Source organism: Xanthomonas hortorum pv. pelargonii, from assembly GCF_024499015.1.
In the GTDB taxonomy this organism is placed as follows: domain Bacteria; phylum Pseudomonadota; class Gammaproteobacteria; order Xanthomonadales; family Xanthomonadaceae; genus Xanthomonas; species Xanthomonas hortorum_B.
In genome coordinates, this window is record NZ_CP098604.1 from 5050566 (window position 1) to 5070376 (window position 19811).

Annotated in this window: 19 protein-coding genes; all 19 read right to left on the reverse strand. The window is 64.1% G+C overall.

Annotated features, from left to right (window positions below):
- The 19 genes from rpoN to NDY25_RS21620 all read right to left on the reverse strand — a co-directional run bounded on the left by rpoN (position 1) and on the right by NDY25_RS21620 (position 19570).
- A complete protein-coding gene (rpoN, locus tag NDY25_RS21530; protein ID WP_168959535.1) occupies positions 1-1404 on the reverse strand; it encodes an RNA polymerase factor sigma-54 in 1404 nt (467 codons plus the stop codon).
- A 223-nt stretch (positions 1405-1627) separates the two neighbouring features.
- Positions 1628-2260 (reverse strand): response regulator transcription factor, encoded by a 633-nt coding sequence (locus NDY25_RS21535; protein ID WP_168959534.1) that lies wholly within the window; start codon positions 2258-2260, stop codon positions 1628-1630.
- 70 nt (positions 2261-2330) lie between these two features.
- Positions 2331-2897 (reverse strand): PilZ domain-containing protein, encoded by a 567-nt coding sequence (locus NDY25_RS21540; protein WP_168959533.1) that lies wholly within the window; start codon positions 2895-2897, stop codon positions 2331-2333.
- A complete protein-coding gene (locus NDY25_RS21545) occupies positions 2897-3190 on the reverse strand; it encodes a hypothetical protein (protein WP_168959545.1) in 294 nt (97 codons plus the stop codon). Before NDY25_RS21545 ends, NDY25_RS21540 begins: the two co-directional genes overlap by 1 nt.
- Before the next feature lie 8 nt (positions 3191-3198).
- Positions 3199-3612, reverse strand: coding sequence for a flagellar export chaperone FliS (gene fliS / locus NDY25_RS21550; RefSeq protein WP_043910397.1), 414 nt, complete (start codon positions 3610-3612; stop codon positions 3199-3201).
- A gap of 150 nt (positions 3613-3762) precedes the next feature.
- Positions 3763-5088 carry a flagellar filament capping protein FliD gene (gene fliD / locus NDY25_RS21555; protein WP_168959532.1) on the reverse strand — a complete coding sequence of 442 codons (1326 nt, stop codon included), beginning with the start codon at positions 5086-5088 and terminating at the stop codon, positions 3763-3765.
- A 248-nt stretch (positions 5089-5336) separates the two neighbouring features.
- Positions 5337-6536, reverse strand: coding sequence for a flagellin (locus NDY25_RS21560; protein WP_168959531.1), 1200 nt, complete (start codon positions 6534-6536; stop codon positions 5337-5339).
- Between the two features lie 317 nt (positions 6537-6853).
- Positions 6854-8059 (reverse strand): flagellar hook-associated protein FlgL, encoded by a 1206-nt coding sequence (flgL, locus tag NDY25_RS21565; RefSeq protein ID WP_256627676.1) that lies wholly within the window; start codon positions 8057-8059, stop codon positions 6854-6856.
- Positions 8059-9933, reverse strand: coding sequence for a flagellar hook-associated protein FlgK (gene flgK, locus NDY25_RS21570; protein ID WP_168959529.1), 1875 nt, complete (start codon positions 9931-9933; stop codon positions 8059-8061). The genes flgL and flgK overlap by 1 nt, the downstream gene beginning before the upstream one ends.
- An 11-nt stretch (positions 9934-9944) precedes the next feature.
- Positions 9945-11135: a flagellar assembly peptidoglycan hydrolase FlgJ gene (gene flgJ / locus NDY25_RS21575; protein ID WP_023903954.1), complete on the reverse strand. Its 1191-nt coding sequence runs from the start codon at positions 11133-11135 to the stop codon at positions 9945-9947.
- 1 nt (position 11136) lies between these two features.
- Positions 11137-12255: a flagellar basal body P-ring protein FlgI gene (locus tag NDY25_RS21580; protein ID WP_006452264.1), complete on the reverse strand. Its 1119-nt coding sequence runs from the start codon at positions 12253-12255 to the stop codon at positions 11137-11139.
- Positions 12256-12265: 10 nt separating this feature from the next.
- Positions 12266-12958 carry a flagellar basal body L-ring protein FlgH gene (gene flgH, locus NDY25_RS21585; RefSeq protein ID WP_168959528.1) on the reverse strand — a complete coding sequence of 231 codons (693 nt, stop codon included), beginning with the start codon at positions 12956-12958 and terminating at the stop codon, positions 12266-12268.
- A gap of 38 nt (positions 12959-12996) precedes the next feature.
- Entirely contained in the window at positions 12997-13782 is a 786-nt protein-coding gene (flgG, locus tag NDY25_RS21590; RefSeq protein WP_006452262.1) for a flagellar basal-body rod protein FlgG, read from the reverse strand.
- A gap of 830 nt (positions 13783-14612) precedes the next feature.
- Entirely contained in the window at positions 14613-15368 is a 756-nt protein-coding gene (flgF, locus tag NDY25_RS21595) for a flagellar basal-body rod protein FlgF (RefSeq protein WP_006450210.1), read from the reverse strand.
- A 144-nt stretch (positions 15369-15512) separates the two neighbouring features.
- Entirely contained in the window at positions 15513-16736 is a 1224-nt protein-coding gene (flgE, locus tag NDY25_RS21600) for a flagellar hook protein FlgE (RefSeq protein ID WP_006450209.1), read from the reverse strand.
- Positions 16737-16767: 31 nt separating this feature from the next.
- Positions 16768-17439, reverse strand: a complete 672-nt coding sequence (locus NDY25_RS21605; protein ID WP_168959527.1) for a flagellar hook assembly protein FlgD — start codon at positions 17437-17439, stop codon at positions 16768-16770.
- Between the two features lie 38 nt (positions 17440-17477).
- On the reverse strand, positions 17478-17885 hold the full coding sequence (gene flgC / locus NDY25_RS21610; RefSeq protein ID WP_168959526.1) for a flagellar basal body rod protein FlgC: 408 nt from the start codon (positions 17883-17885) through the stop codon (positions 17478-17480).
- Positions 17886-17888: 3 nt separating this feature from the next.
- Complete coding sequence (gene flgB, locus NDY25_RS21615; protein WP_023903963.1) at positions 17889-18290, reverse strand: flagellar basal body rod protein FlgB; 402 nt, start codon at positions 18288-18290, stop codon at positions 17889-17891.
- Positions 18291-18625: 335 nt separating this feature from the next.
- Positions 18626-19570, reverse strand: a complete 945-nt coding sequence (locus NDY25_RS21620; RefSeq protein WP_006450205.1) for a chemotaxis protein — start codon at positions 19568-19570, stop codon at positions 18626-18628.
- Positions 19571-19811 lie beyond the last annotated feature (241 nt).

Here is a 19811-nt window from a genome sequence, read left to right on the forward strand (position 1 = left end):
TTATCCTGCCCGGGCAAGCAGCGGTTTGTTGATGCGGCGGCGCTCGCGTGCCGGGGCGATGTCGAGTTGTTCGCGGTACTTGGCCACAGTGCGACGGGCAATGTTAACGCCCTGACGCGACAACAGCCCGGCGATGGCTTCGTCGGCCAGCGGCCGGCCGGCCGGTTCGCTTTCGATCAGTCTGCGCACCATCGCCTTGACTGCCTGGCCGGAGACGCTGGCGCCTTCCAGACGCACGGCAAAGAAATGCTTGAGCTCGAAGGTGCCGCGCGGGGTCTGGATGTATTTACCGGTGGTAATGCGCGAAATCGTCGATTCGTGCATGCCGATCTCATCGGCAATTTCCTTCAGCGTCAGCGGTGCCATGGCTTCTTCGCCACGCACCAGGAAGGCAGCCTGACGCTCGACGATGGCACGCGTGGCACGCAGCAAGGTTTCGTAGCGCATCGACAACCCACGGGTCAGCCAGCGCGCTTCCTGCAGCATATCGCGCAGCGGTTGTGCGGCGTCGCCGGCCTCGGCCAGTGCGCGCTCGTGCACCGGGTTGATGCTCACGCGATGGGTAGTGGCCGGATTCAATGCAACCCGCCAGCTGCCATCGGCATGCCAGGCGAGCACATCCGGAATCACGCTGGCGTTGCTTTCCTGCAGCAGGTCGTCGCCCGGGCGCGGTTGCAGCGAGAGGATCAGGCGCACCGCTTCGCGGGCGTCGTCGAGCTCGGCGTTGTGCGCGCGTGCCAGCAATGCGTAATCGTGGCTGGCCAGCACTTCCAGATCGCCGGACAAGATGCGCGCAGCCAGATGGCGTGCCGGCACGCGGCCGGGCAGGGCGCTCAGCTGGGCTTGCAGACACTCGCGCAGATCGCAGGCGGCCAAGCCGGCCGGGTCGCCATGCAGCAGGCGCTGACGGATCGCTTCCACTGCCTGCACGGTCATACCCAAGCGAGTGGCGCCGAGCTGCTGCAGGGTCGCCAACGCTTCGCTCAGATAGCCGGCGTCGTCGGTCTGCTCCAACCAGAACGCGGCAGCCGCCAACGCGGCCTCGTCCAGGTCCAGCGCCAGTTCGCGCAGGATGCGCACATGCGGGTCGGTGGATTCGCCAGCGGCCACGCGCTGCATGCGGTCGTCGTCGCCATCGTTCCAACTGCTGCTCTGCACGTCCCACATCGTGCTCTCAGGCAGCTCGTCGAAAGCGGCGATATCGGAGGCGCCATCATCGCTGGTCGCGACGTCGTCGCTGCTGTCGGCCAGTTCTTCCAGCTCCAGCAGCGGATTGGTTTCCAGCGCGCGACGGATTTCCAATTCCAACTGCATGCCGTCCAATTGCAACAGACGGATCGACTGCAGCAACTGCGGGGTCAGGTGCAGTTGCTGGCCAAGCTGGGCGGAAATGGTCGTCTTCATCGAAGCGCTTCCGTAAGGCGCCGCATGTAGCGGCGATGGAACGCATCTTGCAGGACAACGCGACGGGTTTCTAATCAGGGAGTGGTGTGAGGTGACTCATGATATTCCTGACAGGGTGTCGGGAAATTCCTGACACCACAGGCGGACTCAAGCATGCCCGCCGGAATCCCGTCACTGTTTTGGCCTTCAACAGCCTGCCAGACGATCGGACCGAGCGACCGCCTCAGACCAGCTCGTTGTGGTGTTTGGCGGCCAGCAGCACCAGGTCGTTGGCACGCCGGCAGCCGAGCGATTCCATCATGCGTGCGCGATGCGTCTCCACCGTCTTGACGCTGATGCCCAGGTCGGCGGCGATTTCCTTGTTGCTCTGGCCGCGGCCGATCTCGCGCAGGATCTCGCGTTGGCGCGGGGACAGCGCGGCGATGCCGACCGGTTTTTCGCGGCCCAGCATCGGCGCGATCATCTTGGAAGAAATCTGCGGGCTCAAAAACACCTGGCCGGCGGCTGCAGCACGCAGCGCCAGTTCCAGTTCGAGCGGCGCGGCGTCTTTGACCACGAAACCGACCGCGCCGCGATCCAGCGCGTCGCGCACATGCACCGGGTCGTCGTGCATCGACATCATCACCACATGCGTACGCGGCGCAGCGCGCAACACATCGGTCATGGCATCCAGGCCGCTACGGCCGGGCAGGGACAGATCCATCAACACCAGATCGGGTCGGTGCAGGGATGTCATATCCAGGGCTTGTTGCGCATTGCTGGCCTCGCCAACGACATCGATGCCGGCGAAGGTTTGCAGCAGCCTGGCCAGGCCGGCACGTACAAGGGTGTGATCGTCGACGATGATGACTCGCACGGCGCAGAAGAGACCTTTTTTCAGTAAAGGGCACCTTAGCCGACCCGGCGCCTCGCGCCAACAGGCGGCGTCAGCGCTGGCGGCGGGCGTCGGCGATCTGACGGCGATGCAGACGGAACAGATGGCGTTCCAGTGCGTCCTGCAGGCCGGGCGAGAGCGGCGCAAACCGCAGCCACAGCCAGTGATCGTGGCCATCGTGGGCGCTCGCCAACACCTCGGCAGGCAGCTGTACCAGTTCAGGAAGCCAGTCGGATGGCTGCAGGCAAACGCTGCCAACCGTGCCTGGCGGCTGGCTGCTTGCGCAACTCAGGCGGATCCCTCGGACCGACCAGCGCACCGTGCCCTGGATCAGGCCGGTGTCGGCTTGCCGCACCAGGCGGCCGATCAAGGCCAGCATCAGGTCGAGTTTGGCATCCATGCGCTGCACCAGCAGCGGCAGGTCGCCGCGGTCTTCGCTGGTTTCTTCGCTGCGCAGGTCTTCCACCTGGCCCAGGCTGCGCAGCAGGGTTTCTGTGGCGCTGTGCGAGCCGGCATCGCTACCGGCGCGGAAGCCGGCCGGCAGACGCAATTCGCAGCTGAGCGTGTCGGCGAACAGCGCGGCATCGGCGGATGGCGCGAGTGTGCCGAGCGTACTCATCAGATCCGTCCGACCCGGGCATAGGCGCGGCTGGCCGTCGATGAGGTGCGCTGTGCGCGGATCATTTCCGCCAACTTGCGTTGGCGCTCGCGCATCAAACGCATCAGGTCGTTGTGCATCGTCAGCAAGATTTGCAATGCGTCGCGATCCTGGTTCAGATCCACATGTTGCGCATATTCGTGCAAATGCAGGTCGTGGTTGTCCAGCATCTGCGGCATGACCTCGAACTCCTCATGCGCCATGGCCAGGCGGATGTCGGAGATTTCGGCTTGAAGACTTTGCACGCTATGCATGGTTGAACTCACGAGACCGCAGCAATGCCGCGTTGATTCAAGGGGATGGAATTCCACGCCGAGTCGATTTCGCTGAGCAACTCCAGCGCTTCGGTCAACGCAGTTTCGTCATTATGCAGATTGGCTGCGGTCAGCCGCTGCATGACGTAGTCGTACAGTGCCGACAGGTTACCTGCGATCTCGCCGCCGGCTTCGTGATCGAGCGAACCGTTCAAGTGACCGACAATGGCGCATGCTTCGCCGATGGCCTTGCCCTTGCGCGCCTGGTCGCCCTGCGCCAGGCAGGCCTGAGCCAGACGAATGCGCTGGCAGGCGCCCGCAAACAGCAACGACACCAGCTTGTGCGGGTCGGCTTCCGTCACGCTGGTGGACACGCCGACCTTGCGGTACTGCTCTGCATATTGGCGATTGGAACCGTACATGGATGACTCCTCAATGGGCTGACCTTCGCTGGTCCCGGAGCGCTGTGCTCCTGCGACGACGCTCCTGCCAGAAGGCAAGGCCGAAATCACGATAGACCCTTCTTGTATCGGCAAGACCCTCGCAGGACTTGAGGATCGGCATCACGAAACTCAGCTTGTCAGCAGGCTGCTGAGCGAGCCGGTGCTTGCCTGTAGCTTGCTGACCATGGTTTCCATCGCGGTGAACTGCGCGGTCAGGCGGTCGCTGAACTTCACCATACGTGCATCGAGGTCGTCCAGATCGGCCTCGTAGCCTTTGATCTGCTTGTTCAAGCTGTCCGAGCGCAAGGTCAGGGTGCCAGTGGTGACGTTGACATTGCTTTCAAGCAATTTGGTCATCCCGGAGCCGAACTTGCTGTCCTTGCCCAACGCGTCGGTGGCGGCACCGCCGTCGGCGGCGATGGCGGTATCGAACTTGCCGCCATCGAAGCTCATCACGCCATCCTTATCTATGGTCAGGCCCAGCGCCTTGAGTTCATTGACGTTGCCGCTGACCTGACTGCGCAGCTGCTGTTGCAAGCTGCGCACCAGCGAGTCGCCGGTCAACGCCGAGGCCGTCTTGGTGGTGGCGTTATAACTGCTGCTGTTCTTCAACAGCGTGTTGGCGGTGTTGTAGGCAGCGGCGAAGGCGGTGAGATTGCCCTTGAGGCCGCTGGTGTCGGCTGCAACGCCCAGCGTGACCTTGGTGCCTTCGGCGGCCTTGGTGAGGTTGAGCACCACGCCCGGTACGATGTCGGTGATAGTGTTGGAACTGGAGCTGCGCTCGAAGCCATCCACGCGCACCAGCGCATCGGCAGCCGCCGCAGTCTGGGTCAAGCCGCCAGTCGTGCCGCCGCCATATGCCAGGCGGCTCAGGCTCGGGTCGCTGGCGCTGACGGTCAGCGCGCCCTTCACGCCGGTGTCTGCTGCGTTGAACACCAGATGTTGGCCATCGTTGGCGGTCACCACGCTGGCGGTGACGCCCTTGCCACCAGCTGCCTTGTTGATGGCTGCGGCGATGTCGGTGAGCTTGTCGGTACCGCTGATGTCCACGGTGATGCTTTTGTCGCCATACCCGATCGTCAGCGTGCCGCTGCCCACCGTAGCATCGGCAGTGAATGCACCGGACGCCAGCTTCTGCGCACTGGCCAGCGAGACCACTTCCACCGAGTAGTTGCCGGGTGCGGCCGAACTGGTAGTGGTGGCGGTGAAACCGGCATCGGTCGGCACGGTCGCCTTGTAGGCGTTGGTGTCGGCGCTGCTGACGACCTTGTCCAGCGCAGATTTGAGCGTGGTCATGCTGCTCTTGATCTGGCTGATCGCCGACAACTGGGTCGTCGCGGCAGTGCCGGCCTTGTTGATGCGCGCCTGCTCCGGATCCTTGCGCTGGGCCACAAGCGTGGAGACCACGGTAGGAATGTCCAGTCCGGAACTGGAGGTGCTGACCAACGATGCCATGGTGCGTTCCTCGTCTAGGCGTCCAGCGACAGCGGACGCATGGGGTTACGAGTCTGGTATCGGCCGTATCCGGGAGGACTTTAGCGGCAGCGACCGTTCTCGCTCACAACGACGGCTATAGCAACTTCCATGCCCGGAATGCGTCAAGAAAACCGCGTCAAAAACCCGTGGCGAGGCCGCGCCAGGTCCGCAGCCACAAAAAAGCCCCTCCGAAGAGGGGCTTTTGACTTTCTGCAAAGCGCTTGCGATTACTGCAGCAGGCTCAGCACGTTCTGCGGAACCGACTTGGCCTGGGCCAGCATCGCGGTACCCGCCTGCTGCAAGATCTGCGTACGGGTCAGCTCGGCGGTGGTCTTTGCGTAGTCGGTATCGGCGATCCGGCTGCGCGAGGCCGTCAGGTTCTCCGAAGTGGCGGCCAGATTGGCGATGGTGGAGGTGAAGCGGTTCTGCACCGCACCCATGTCGGCGCGCGAGGAGTTGACCGATGTCAATGCCTTGTCGACGATTTCCAAGGCCTTCTGGGCGCCCGAGAAGGTGGAGATATCGAGGCTGCTCAGGGTGGACGCAGCGGAGCCGGAAGCGGCCGAGGCGGTCTGGATGCCTGCACCGGCGGTGATGCCCGCGGCGCCGGAGGTGCCGCCGGACAGCGAGGTGAAGTCCTGGCCAGCCTTCAGCGACTCGAGCTTCACGTTGCCGCTGGTGTCGATCGAGGCATACATGCCGGTCTGATCCAGCTTATCGTTGATCGCCGAGGCAACTTTCTTGTTGATGTCTGCCGCAGTATCGCCGGAAGCGATCTTGATATCGGCGACGGCAACGCTTTTTGCAGCGCCGGAGGCATCCTTGAAGGCCAGAGTGATACCGCTGAGCGAACCCGACGCGGTGGCCGTGCCGGTGACGCCAGCGCCGGACACCGATGCTGCGAAGTTGGCCTTGCCCAACGAATCGACATTGGCGTCGACGATGCTGTTGATGCCGATGGTCTGGCCAGCGTCGGCGCCGACCTGGAAGAGCGCGCCGGAGAAGTCGCCGTTCAACAGCTTGGTGCCGTTGAAGCTGGTCTGGTTGGCGACGCGATCGATTTCCGAGGTGAGCTGCTTGACTTCGGAGTTCAGTGCTTCACGGTCGGTGGCCGAGTTGGTGGCGTTGGCCGACTGCACCGACAGCTCACGGATACGCTGCAGGTTGTTGCCGATTTCGACCATCGCGCCTTCGGCGGTCTGGGCCAGTGAGATACCGTCGTTGGCGTTGCGCGAGGCAACGTCCAGGCCGCGGATCTGCGTGGTGAAGCGCTCTGAAATCGCCAGACCGGCCGCATCGACCGAGGCGCTGGTGATGCGCTTGCCCGAGGACAGCTGCTGAATGCTCAGCGCCATGCTCGAACTGTTGGTGTTGAGGTTACGCTGAGCGTTCAGCGACATTACGTTGGTGTTGATTACCTGTGCCATTTTGATTTCTCCTAAGCGATTTTTCCGGCAAGGGGGACTTGCCCGGAGCCTCCGCAGGGGGGCCATCAAGTTGGCCGTTGCCGCTGCTGAGATGAATAACGGCGTTGCGTCGGGAACCTTTAGCGAAATCCAGTATTTTTTTACTGTTTTTCTGCATCGGGACGAAATACGGAAACGTTGTGTAGCAAGGGGTTTGGTTTATTCGGCAGCACCCCGCAGATCTTTAGCGCTGGTATAACTATCTACAAATAAACTCCGTCAGCCTGCGCAGATGCTCACACGCAGGAGCGAAGAAAAACCAAGTTTCTACTGCAAAATCAGCGGAGCAGGTTGAACAACGACGACGACTGCATCTGCTGAAAAATCGTTTGAGCGGCCTGCAACGAGGCCTTCTCGAGTTGGTACTGCCCAATCGCCGAGGCGTAATCCAGATCGCGGATCGACGACAGGGTGGTCTTGAGCGTGACTTCGTTGGATTCGAGCAGCGAGTTGGCGTTATCGATCGCCGACAACTGCGCGCCGCCCGAGGCGCGTGCATCGATCATCTTCGACGAGGCCTGGCTGATGTCGCGCATGGAGGTCTGCAGCGTATTGATCATCGCTGCCTTCTGCGGCTGGGTCAGAGTGTCGGAGTTGAGTGCGCCGACCAGGTCGTCGATGGTGGAGAACACGTCCTTGGTGGTGGAGGCACCGATCTGGAAACTGTCGCCCACCGCCGGTGCGCCGCTGATGCGCATGCGCACGCCGGCGGCGGTGATGTCTTCGCCATCCTTGTAGGTGCCGGTGCTGACCACTGCGTTGGTGCTGTCGCGCACCTCATAGGTGTTGGCGGCGGTGAACTGCACGCTGTAGCTGCCGCCATTCCAGCTGCCGGTACTGGCATCGCGGCTGAAATCCAGCAGCAGCCCGGTGCCCGTATTGGCACTGTTGGAATGCGCGTCCACGGTACCGTCGCCGGTGCGGATGCGCATGAAGATCTCGCTGCCGGGCAGGGTGTCGCTGACAAAGGTGTCCGGCGCCACTTCCACCTGCCTCTGGGTCTGGTCGCCGTTGTAGACGACGCCGCCATTGCTCTTGATGAACGGCGCGCTGCCATCGGCGGTGCCGCCGAACAGGTAGCGCCCGGTGCCGTCGGTACTGTTTGCCAGGCTCACCATGCCGTCGCGCAGCGCGGTCAGTTCCGAGGCAATCGCCTTGCGATCGTCGGGCCCCAGCGCGGAGCTGTTGGCCTGGATCGTCAGTTCGTTGACGCGGGCCATGGCGTCGCCGGCCTGCGCCAGCACGTTTTCCTGCAAACCCAGCCGATTTTTTACGTTGTTGGCATTTTCGCCAAACCGTGTGATCGCCGCCAGGGCGCGATCCAGGCCGACCGCGGTGCCGGCGGCGACCGGGTCGTCCTTGGCGGTGACCAGGCGCTGCCCACTGGCGAGCTGGGCCTCGAGTTGGTTCAGCCGCGACTGCTTGGCCGTCATCGACGACACCGACTGGCTGTACATCATGCTGGTGGAGATACGGTCGGTCATCAGCGTACGGCGCCCAGGATGGCTTGGAAGATGGTGTCGGCGGTGGAGATCATCTGTGCGGCGGCCTGATAGGCCTGCTGCAGTTTCAGCATGTCGGCGGCTTCCTCGTCGAGGTTGACGCCGGAAATCGAATCGCGGCTGGCCTGCGCCTGGTCGTTGATGACCTTCTGCGCATCGGCCGAGTAACTGGCCGCACGTGCGGCCGAGCCCACCGAGGTGGTCAGGCCGGACAGCGCGCCATTGAGCGTGACCGTGCCGCCGTTGAGCGCCTTGGCGTCTTCCACCTTGGCCAGCAGTTTGGCGTTGCCGTTGTCGCTGGAGCCGGCGCCCATCGGGCCGACGCCGAAGGTGTCGCCGGCCTTGGGCGCGCCATCCAGCGCAAAACTCCAGCCATTGGCGCTGATGGTCTGGCCGGCGGTGTAGGGAAACGGGCCGTTGCCATCGATGGTGTACTGGTTGGCGTCGATGAACTCGACCGACGACGGCGTCAGCAGCGCAGGGTTCTGCGCATTGGTGACCTTGACGTCGCTGATCTTGCCAGTGCCCAGGTTGGCGAGCGTGGCCGTGGCCTTGACCGGCGTTGCCGCGGCAATGCGCGAGGGGTCGGTGATGGCCACCGAGATGCTGCCGGCCAACCCTGCGGTGGGCTGCAGCAGGAACTTGTCGCCGTTGGCCGGCGTGCCGCCGACCACCAGGCTGACGCCGTTGAGCACCAGCGGATTGGCCGGGGTGCCGGTGCCGGTGATCGGCACGGCGGCGCCGGTATCGGCGCGCGTGGCCTTCCACGCCGCACCGTCGAAGCTGAGCGTGACGTTCTGCCCGTCCACCGCGCTCATGTTGCTGAAACTGGCGCTCAGCGCCGCAGTGCCGGTGTTCTTGGGATTGGCGGCGGTGGTGGGCGAGCCGATGTTGAAGAAGTTGCCGCCCATCGCGCCGTACAGGTCCATGCCCTGGGCGTGACCGGCATTGAAGGTGCTGGCCATGCCCACGGCCAGGCGTCCCAGTTCGGCCTGGGTCGGTTCGAGCACGCTGCTGCGGAACTCCAGCAGGCCGCCCATCTGGCCGCCCAGCGAGTTGGCGCTGAGGCTGACGTTCTGGCCCTGGGTCTGCAACGCCACCTGCAGCTTGGTCGGCTGATACGGGTCGGCCACGGTGGTCAGTTTGGCCGCCGTGGTCCCCACCACCAGCGCCTGGCCGCCGGCGGTGAAAACATTCATGAAGCCGCCGTCCTGGATCACCGCGGTGCCGCCGGTGAAGCCGACCAGCTTGGACACCAGCGCATCGCGTTGATCGAGCAGATCCGGCGAGGCGTTGTCCACGCTGTTGCCGATGGTGCCGTTGATCTTGGCGATCTGTTGGGTCAGGCGATTGACCTCGTCCACCGACGAAGTCAGCCCGCTGTTGACCTCGTTGCTCAGGCTGTCCATCTGCCCATTGAGCTGCTTGAAGCGCGTGGCCAGCGAGTTGCCGCTGTCGAGCATGCTCTGCCGCTCGGCGGTGGAGGAGGCGTTGGACGACACCGCGCTGGTGGAGTCGAAGAAGTTCGACCACAGCCCGGCGACATTGGTGGCGGTGTTGGAGTACAGGCTGTCCACGCGATTGGTCAGCGAGGACAGCTGCTGCAGGCGCGAGAGCTCGCCGCCGCTGTCGAGCAGGCGCGAGATGGCCAGCTGGTCGGCCACCCGGCCCACGTCGGTAATCTTGGCGCCATTGCCCACGAACGCGTAGCCCATGTCGGTGGGCGTGCGCGTTGCAAATTCCACACGTTGGCGGCTGTAACCTTCGGTATTGATGTTGGCGACGTTATGGCTAACGGTCGACAACGCCCGTTGGAAGGCGATCAGCGCGCTGGTCCCGGTGGACATGATGGACATGAGCGTTTACCTCAGCGACGAATGGTGCCAAGCCCGGCGGGCTCGGCGGTGCTGGCATAGCGGTTGGACAGGTCGGCCGCCGCGTTGCCGATGGCGGCCACCGCGCGGTCGATGGTCGGACCGTTGGCGATCGCCGCGATCTTGGCTGCATAGCCCGGATCGGTGGCGTACCCAGCCTGTTGCAAGCCGCGTGCAAAACCCTTGATATCGGTGCCGGCCTGCAGTGCGGGCTGGTAACGACTGTTGTTCTTCAGCAACCGCACGTAGTCGGCAAAGCTCTCTTCGGCCGAGCCGTAGGCACGGAAATCGGCGGTTTCGGTGGTTTTGACGCCATTGACGTATTCGTGGGTGCCGGTGGTGACCTTGTCGCCGCTCCAGCCGGTGGCCTTGATGCCGAACAGGTTGTTGGAATCGCCGCCATTGCCGATACCGCGACGGCCCCAGCCGGTTTCCAGCGCGGCCTGTGCGACCAGCGCACGCGGATCCACGCCCAGTTCGCGCGCGGCTTTCTGCGCATGCGTCCAGATCTTGGCGACGAAGCCTTCCGGGGTGCGCTCGCCCAGGCTGGCGGCGGCGCTGCTGGCCGCGCTCGCATTGACCGCGGCACTGGCATCGGCGGCATCGCTGACAGCCACATCGCTCCAGCGATCGTTGGCCGACGGCCAGCTCAGTGCGGCCGCATCGTCGCCGCCGGACTCGCCACCGCCGGTACGCCCGGCGATCAGATCCAGCACCTGGCTCATGCCGATACCGGTCAGGCCGCCTGCGCCGATGCCTGCAGCGGTGCCGACCGCTGCGCCCAGGCTCGCACCGACGCTGGTTGCCGCGCCGTCGCGTGCCGGCAGCGGCAACGAGGCATCGCGCTTGCCGGCCACCAGGGCGTAGGCTTTGGCCGCATCGGCGGTGCTCAGCGAGGTGTTCAACGCCGGGCCGCCAGTGTCGCCACTCAACTGCTTGGAGATCATCGCCGACAGACCCAACCCCTTGCCTTCGGTCAGCGCCTTGGCCATCTGCTGGTCGTACATTTCGCGGAACATCTGGTTTTCACCCGGAAACATCGGGTCGCCGGAGCTCGCATCGCGCATGCTCTTGACCAGCATCTGCGCGAACTGTCCTTCGAGCTGACGTGAGACCTTGTCGATCTTTGCCGGATCGGCCTTGGTGCTCGGGTTGAGATCAATGGGCGAGGCTGCGATACGCATGTCAGATGACCTCTAGCTCCGCCGTCAGCGCGCCAGCCTGCTTCAGAGCTTCGAGAATGGCGACCAGGTCGCCGGGAGCCGCGCCCACTTCGTTGACTGCGCGCACGATCTGATCGAGCGTGGTGCCGCCTTCGAACTTGAACATGCGGCTGCCTTCGGAGGTGGCCGTGATGGTCGATTGCGGCGTCACTGCCGTACGGCCGCCACTGAAGGCGCCCGGCTGGCTGACATTGGTGTTTTCGCTGATGGTCACGGTGAGCGAGCCATGCGCAATCGCCGCCGGCATCACCCGCACCAGCTGGCCGATCACCACCGTGCCGGTGCGTGCGTTGACCACCACCTTGGCCGGCGCGTCGCCCGGAGAGAGTTCGACGTTTTCCAGCCGCGCCAGCAGGCCGATACGGGCGCCCGGATCGGTGGGCGAGCGCACCGACACGGTGACGCCATCGACCGCACGCGCGGTGCCGGCGCCGAAGCTGTTGTCGATCGCCGCGACCATGCGCGAGACGGTGGTGAAGTCGTTCTGATGCAGGTTGAGCGTGATCTCGCCGGTGCCGGCAAACACGTCCGGCAATGCGCGCTCAACAGTGGCGCCGTTGGGAATGCGACCGACGCTGGGAATGTTGACCGACACCCGCGAGCCATCCTTGCCCTGCGCGCCGAAGCCACCGACCACCAGGTTGCCCTGGGCCATCGCGTAGACCTGGCCATCGGCGCCTTTCAGCGGTGCCATCAGCAGCGAGCCGCCACGTAGCGACACCGCGTTGGCGATCGAGGAGACGGTGATGTCGATCGGCTGGCCGGGCTTGGCAAACGGCGGCAATTCGGCGTGGATGGCCACCGCCGCGACGTTTTTCAGCTGCGGATTGACGTTCGCCGGAACATTGACGCCCAGCTCGCCGAGCAGGTTCTTCAAACTCTGCACGGTGAAGGGCGCCTGGCTGGTGCGGTCGCCGCTGCCGTCCAGGCCAACCACCAGGCCGTAACCGACCAGCGCGTTGCCGCGCACGCCGCCGACCTGTGCAAGATCCTTGATGCGCTCGGCCGAGGCCGGCGCGGCAATCGCGCAGACCGCGACAGCGGCAGCGAGCAGACGGAAGGGCAGGGAAGACAGATTCATGGTCGCAGGCTCAGTAGGGCGACAAACGGGAATTGAAGAAGCGGCTCAGCCAGCCCATCGCGTTGGACTGCGCGATCGCGCCGCGGCCGCCGTAGGCGATGCGTGCGTCGGCCACCTTGCTGGAGGGCACGGTGTTGTCCGGGGCGATGTCGGCGGCGCGCACGATGCCTTGCACCTGCACCAGCTCGTCGCCCTGGGTCAGGCGCAGATTCTTCTGCCCCTGGATCACCAGATTGCCGTTGGGCAGGCGCTGCATCACGGTGACGGTCACGCTGCCCTGCATGCGGTTGCTCTGCGCGGTGTTGCCCTTGCCGGCAAAGCTGCGGTCGCCGCTGGTGGAGTTGCGCAACACGTCGGTGCCATTGACGGTGAGCGGCACACCCAGCAGCGTCGGCGTGCTCATGTCCACGGTGTCGGCCTTGCTGACGCTGGTGTTGGCGGTGGACGAGGCGGTAGTGCTTTCCACCAGGTTCACTGTCAGCAGATCGCCGACATCGCGGGCACGGCGGTCGCCGTACAAGTTCAGGCCCGGGCCGGCGGCATAGATGGCACCGGCGGTGGGCTGCGCCACCGGCGCGACCACCGGCACGATCGGTGCCAGTTCGGCGAACGGCCGCACGTCGCCGGCTGCCACGCAGCCACCCAGCAGCGCGCTGCAGGCGAGGGCAAAAGACAGCGAAGAGAGAGAAGGCAGGCGTGACATGGCGTGGATTCCTGAGAGGGCAGCGACCGGCGAGCCGATCAGACGTTGTTGTTCAAGTAACCGAGCATCGAGTCGGTGGTGGAGATCGCCTTGGCATTCATTTCGTAGGCGCGCTGGGTCTCGATCATGCTCACCAGCTCTTCCACCGTATTGACGTTGCTGCCTTCCAGGGCGCCCTGCACGGTGGTGCCCAGGCCATTGAGGCCGGGGGTGCCGTTCTGCGCGGGGCCGGAGGCGGTGGTTTCGACGAACAGGTTCTCGCCCTTGGACTGCAGGCCCGAGGGGTTGATGAAGTCGGTCAGCGTCAACGCGCCGATTTCCTGTGCGGCGGCCTGGCCGGCCAGGGTCACGCTGATGGTGCCGTCGTTGCCGATGGTCAGCGACTGCGCGCCTTCGGGCACCTGGATGCCGGGCTGCAGCGGGTAGCCGCTGTTGGTGACCACTTCGCCCTGCGCATTGATCTGAAAGGTGCCGTCGCGGGTGTAGGCGGAGGTACCGTCCGGCATCTGCACTTCGAAGAAGCCGCGACCGTTGACCATCACATCGAGCGCGCGGCCGGTCTGCTGCTGGCTGCCCTGGTCGAAGCCCTTAAAGGTGGAGACCACGCGCACACCGGTACCCAGTTGCAGGCCGGTCGGCAACTGCGTCTGCGCGGAGGTGGAACCGCCCGGCGCACGCACCTGTTGATACAACAGGTCTTCGAACGCAGCACGATCGCGCTTGAAGCCGGTGGTATTGGTATTGGCCAGGTTGTTGGAAATGACCGACATGCGCGTCTGCTGCGCATCCAGTCCGGTTTTGGCGACCCACAAAGCCTGATTCATGACCCGATTCCTCGTTAGACCCGGGGATGTGTTCCGGGCACGGCTGGGTATATGCACGTGCCGTGCCAAACCCGCGCCGGATTTTTGCCGGCTGTGCGCTGGATCACCCGGAGTGGGGCGCGGCGGCCTGCGCGGGGCAGGGCTGGCTGCAGGTGGGTAGCAGCTAGGCGGAAGCGGTGGAAACTTGCGCTGCAGATCAGGCGCGGTAGATCGGTTGCCGGTCAGAGCGGCTAATAGAACGTGGCGGGGCTTGCTGACGAGGAGCGCAGTAGGGGTTCGTTGGTTGCATCTTGTTGGATGCAGTCAGAAGCCAGATCAAACGCTGGGTCGGTCGAGGGCGCGGTGCCCTCACCGCTCGCGGGACACGCCGTGAATCCATCCGTGGAGGCTCGGTGGCGGCATCCATGCCGCCACACGGTCCCGCAATCGGTGAGGACACCGCACCAGAGAGTGAGTCGGTGCTTTGTTGAAAGACATGCACACCGACCATCTCGACTGGTCCTTGCCCGCCTACCGTCGCGGGACCTTACGCGGCATGGATGCCGCGTAAGAGCCTACACGGACGTACTTGCGGCGTGTCCCGCGACGGTAGGCGGGCAAGGGCCCTGCAGCCAAGCCACAGAGTGAGCCACTTTTAGCCGTTCAAAAGAGAGTGCAGGGACGTACTTGCGGCGTGTCCCGCGATGGTGGGCGGGCAAGGGCCCCGAAGCCAAGCCACAGAGTGAGCCACTTTTAGCCGTTCAAAAGAGAGTGCAGGGACGTACTTGCGACGTGTCCCGCGACGGTGGGCGGGCAAGCGCTCTGCAGCAAAGCCACAGAGTGAGCCACGTTTAGCCGTTCAGCCGCATCATCGAATTGGCCGATTGCGCGTTGTCGTCGCCGTTCTTGATGATCTTCACCTGCATTTCGAACTGACGCTGCAGCTGGATCATTTCCACCAGCGCGCCGGCGGCGTCCACGTTGCTGCCTTCCAGCATGCCGCTGTTGATGGTCTTGCCGGTGGCGATCTGGAACGCCTGTGCCGGGTCGGTGCTGGTGTTGCGCATCAGCCCGTCCGGGCGCCGCGTCAAACGATCGGCGGGGGCATCGACGACTTTCATCTTGCCGACGATGGCCATGGTCTGCGGGCCTTCGCCCTGCGGAATGATCGAGATGCTGCCGTCGCTGCCGATTTCCATCGCCTGGTGCGGCGGAATCGTCATCGGGGCGCCGCCCTCATCCAGCACCGCATGCCCATTGGCGGTGACCAGTTGGCCATTGGCGGTAAGCGCCAACTCGCCGTTGCGGGTGTAGGCCTCGCTGCCGTCGGGCGACTGCACCGACAGCCAGCGGTCCTGTTGCAGCGACACATCCAGCGGGTTGCCGGTGACCTGTTGATGGCCCTGGCTGCGATCGAAGCCTTGATCCACGTGCAGCGCATCGATCCGCGACGGATAGCCCTTGCCCTGGATCTTGAACGCCTCGGTGTTGGCCAGCGCGGCCTTGAACCCCACCGTATCGACGTTGGCGAGATTGTGCGACACGGTGCCCTGCGCCTGCAGGGAGGCGCGGGCGCCGGTCATTGCAACGTAGAGGGCTTTGTCCATGGGGCACCGGGAATCGTGAATCGAGAATGGGGAATTGCAAAAGCGGAGTTGCAGGAAGCTGGGAGAGAAGGGGCAAGGCCGGCATCCGATACACGCAATGCCAGCTCTTACGATTCCCTATTCCCAACTCCCGATTCCCAGCCGTTAACGGATATTGATGATCGTCTGGGTGACCTGATCCTGGGTCGAGATCATCTGCGAGTTGGCCTGGAAGTTGCGCTGGGCCACGATCATGTTCACCAGCTGCTCGGTCAGGTCCACCGTGGAGGCTTCCAGCGAGCCGGATTCGATCTGGCCCAGGTCCGAAGTGTCCGGTGCGCCGATGCGGGCGGCGCCGGAGGTGTAGCTTTCGGCCCACATGTTGTTGCCCTGCGACTGCAGGCCCTGCGGGTTGACGAAGCTGCTCAGCGCGACCTGGCCCAGCGCCTTGTCGGCACCGTTGGAGTAGCGCGCGAACACCACGCCGCTGGTGTCGATGCTGATCTCGTTGAGCTTGCCGCTGGCGTAACCGTCCTGGCGGGTGTCGCGCAGTGCGAACGCTTCGCCGTACTGGGTGGAGCCAGTGACGTTGAGCTGCATGTTCAGCACGCCGGCGCCGGTGCTCGGGGTGAACGGATCCATCGCGATGATGCCGTTGGCCGGGTTGGTCAGCGCGCCGGTGTCGGAGAACTGCAGCGCGGTTGGGGCACCGACGGCGGCGCCGTCCACGTAGTTGTGCACCTGCCATTCGTTCGGGTTGGCGGTCTTGACGAAATAGGAGGTCTGCACATGGCTGACGCCCAGCGAATCGTAGACGTTGATGCCGCCGGTGGAATGGCTATAGGTCTTGTCGTCGGCCGGATTGAACGGGGTGACCGTCGGCGCGGTGGCATTACCGGGCAGGGTGAAGGCCAGATTGACCGTGGAGGTCGACTTGGGCGGGCTGTCGGTGGTCAGCAACTGCAGGTCCGACAAACGGCCCACGTCGAAGCCATTGCCGCTGGGATTGGGCGCGAACACCTGCAGGCGTGCGCCCTGCGGGTTGATCACATACCCGTTGGCATCGGTCTGGAAGTTGCCCGCGCGGGTGTACATCTTGGCGCCGTTGGAGGACACGGCGAAGAAGCCTTCGCCGGAGATCGCCAGGTCCAGGCTGCGCCCGGTCGGGTCGATATTGCCCTGTGAAAACTGCTGCGCCACATTGCTGACGCGCACGCCCGAACCCACCGCATTGCGCGACAGGCCATAGCTGGTGCTCTGGAACATGTCGGCAAACTCGGCGCGCGATTCCTTGAAACCGGTCGTGTTGACGTTGGCGATGTTGTTGGAAGTCACGTTCAGATCGGCATTGGCTGCGTTGATGCCGGACAACGAGGTATTGAAAGCCATGGATGAGGTCCTTTAAGTGTCGGTTGCCGGCTCAGCTGACGCGGAGCACGTTGGCGAGCGGGGAAGTGCCTAGCCCGGTCAGGTTGAGATACAGGCCGTCGGAGCCGATCGTGACGCTGTCCACCGGTGCGTCCACGTAGGTGGCCAGTTTGCTTTTGGCACCGGCGGTGTCGGTCTGGGTGGCGGTGACGCCGTATTTGCCGGCGGCCATGCGGTTGCCGTTGGCATCGGTGCCGTCCCAGGCGAACGACACCTCACCGGCGGCACTGGACGGCACGCTGAGCTGTTTGACGAAGGTGCCGTTGGCGTCGGTGATTTCGAAGTTGACCGTGCCGGCCGCGGTTGCGGCGACCACGCCCTTGGCCGAATTGGTGGTATCGATGGCGACCTGCGCCGAGGGCACCAGCACGTTGTGCCCGACCAGCGCGGCGCCCTTCAGCACCTGATCGCTGTTCATCGAGTCGGAGAAGTTGCCGACCTTGGTATTGAGGTCGCCAATGCCCTGCACGGTGGAGAACTGCGCCAACTGGCCCAGGAACGCGCTGTTTTCCATCGGTTTGAGCGGGTCCTGGTGCTGCAGCTGCTCGGTCATCAACTTGAGGAAGTCGGCCTGGCCGAGCGATTCCTCCTTTTTCTTTGTCGAGGCGGCGCTGCTGGTGCTCAGCCCAAGGCTGGCGTAAAGGTCACTGCCGATTGTGCTCATCTGGAATGGTCCGTAGGGTAAAGGTCAGCTAGCAAGGGTCAGCGACCCATCGTGATCGTCGCGAGCGCCAGTTCCTTGGCGGTATTGAGCATTTCCACGCCGGCCTGGTAGTTGCGTGAGGCCGAGATCATGTTGACCATCTGCGCCACCGGGTCCACGTCGGGCGAGAACACGTAGCCGTCGGCATCGGCCAGCGGATGGCCGGGCTCGTAGCGACGGATCGGCGGTGCGTTGGTGGTGGTGATCTCCTTGACGTTTACCGAGGTCAGGCTGGGATCCTGGCGGTTCTGCTGGGCCTGGAAGATCGGCTCGATCGGCTTGTAGGTCGCCTCGGCCGAGCCTGCGACAGAGTCCGCATTGGCCAGGTTGGAGGCGATCGTGCTCAGCCGGACCGATTGCGCATGCAGCGCAGAGCCGGCCACATCGAAGATGGGAAGATTGCTCATGACTTATTGGCCCGTGATCGCGGTGAGCATCGAGCGCACCTTGGATTCGAGGAAGCTCAGCGAGGCGCGATATTCCAGCGCGGCGCGGCCGTAGGCTGCACGTTCGGCGTCGGCATCGACGGTGTTGCCGTCCAGGCTGGGCTGATCGGACTCGCGGGTGATCTGGAACGGGTTGAGCCCGCCGCTGCTGCCGATTTCGTAATGCTTGGCGTCGGTGGTCTGCATCAGACTGCCGTCGCGCACGCCTTCGGCGGATTTCAGCGCGGCCTCGAAGTCCATGTCCTTGGCCTTGTAGCCAGGGGTGTCCACATTGCTCAGATTGCTGGCAATGAGCTTCATGCGCTGCTCGCGTAGCGGCAGAGCATCGCCGTGGATGCCGAGGAAGGACGAAATGGAGTTGGACACGGTGCTCTCCCGCGAAGTGTTACCAGGGAGAAAGCAAAGTTTGTGCCAATCGAGGTGGTACGGGCCGCAGAACGCGAAGAATGATCGGGGCTGCCGACGAACGGCGCCTTGGCCGTCCGCGAAACGCGATGGACCTGTGTCCGTCACGACGTTGATTCAATCAAGCTCGCCAAGCCGAAGGTTCGGCATTACCCGAGGCGCGGTCTGGCGTCAGCGGGTCTCACTTCAAAAGCGCGTCGACGCACTGACCCACTTCTATGCCGCGAAGCCTTTTGCAGCCCGGCGCGACGCCTTGTTGCTGCTATCGGCTCGGATCCAGCAGCCGATTGGCCCGATCAGGCCGCTTCGGCGACCACTTTCAGGCGCGCCAACACATAATCGGCCAATTCGTGGGCGCTGTACTTGGCCACGAAGGCATTGGCGCCGACCTGTTCGACCATGGCGTTGTTGAACACACCCGACAACGAGGTATGCAACAGCACGTACAGGCCTTGCAGCCCCGGCGTGCGCCGGATTTCCGTCGTCAGCGTATAGCCATCCATTGCCGGCATTTCGATGTCGGAGATCACCATCGCGTAGCGGTCGGCCGGATTCTCGCCTGACGCTGCCACCTGCAAGAGATGGTCCAGCGCCTGGCGGCCGTCCGACAGCAAGGTTGCCGCGACGCCGAGCTGGTCGAGCACGCTGCGGATCTGCTGACGCGCCACCCGCGAATCGTCCACCACCAGTACCTGGAACTGCCGGTCGTATGCGACCAGCTGCAGCGAGGGATCCAGCTGCACGTCCTTGCTGACCTTGGCGATGTCGGCGAGCACGCTTTCCACGTCGATCACCTGGATCAACTCACCCTGGAAACGGGTCACCGCCGTCAAATAAGTGGCTTCGGCGCCAAGTTCCGGCGGCGGATGGATGTCTTCCACCGCAATATTGACGATGCGCTCCACGCCGCTGACCAGAAAGCCCTGCACCGAGCGGTTGAATTCGGCCACCACCAGATAGCCAGGGCCGTTTTCGGAAAGCGTGTCGCGCTCCGGGTGGCCGATGGCCAGGCCCAAGTCCAGCACCGGCACCGAGCGCCCGCGCACGTCGGCAACGCCGGCGAACTCGGTCGGCAGGCCGGGGACCTGAAACAGGTCCGGACGGCGCAGCACTTCCTGCACCTTGAAGACATTGACGCCAAAAAGCTGGCGCCCGCCCAGCCGGAACAGCAGCAGGGCCAGTCGATTGTGGCCAGCCAGACGGGTGCGCTGGTCGATGCGGTTGAGCAGATCGTGGGTCATGGGGCAGATATCGACAGCGCCATCGGAAAACTTGAGCGGTTTTAAGGTTGGCGTGGGGCGCTGGGTCGGGAATCGGGAGTCGGGAATAGGGAATCGCAAAAGCGGAGGGCTTTCCGCAGCAAGCCCGAGGCGAGGGGCCGTGCTCTGACGTACTTACGGTGTTCACTAAGCCAATCGCACATCAGCAACGAATACCGACCAAGGCTCAGCCCCCGACCGATTCCCCATTTCCGATTCCCGA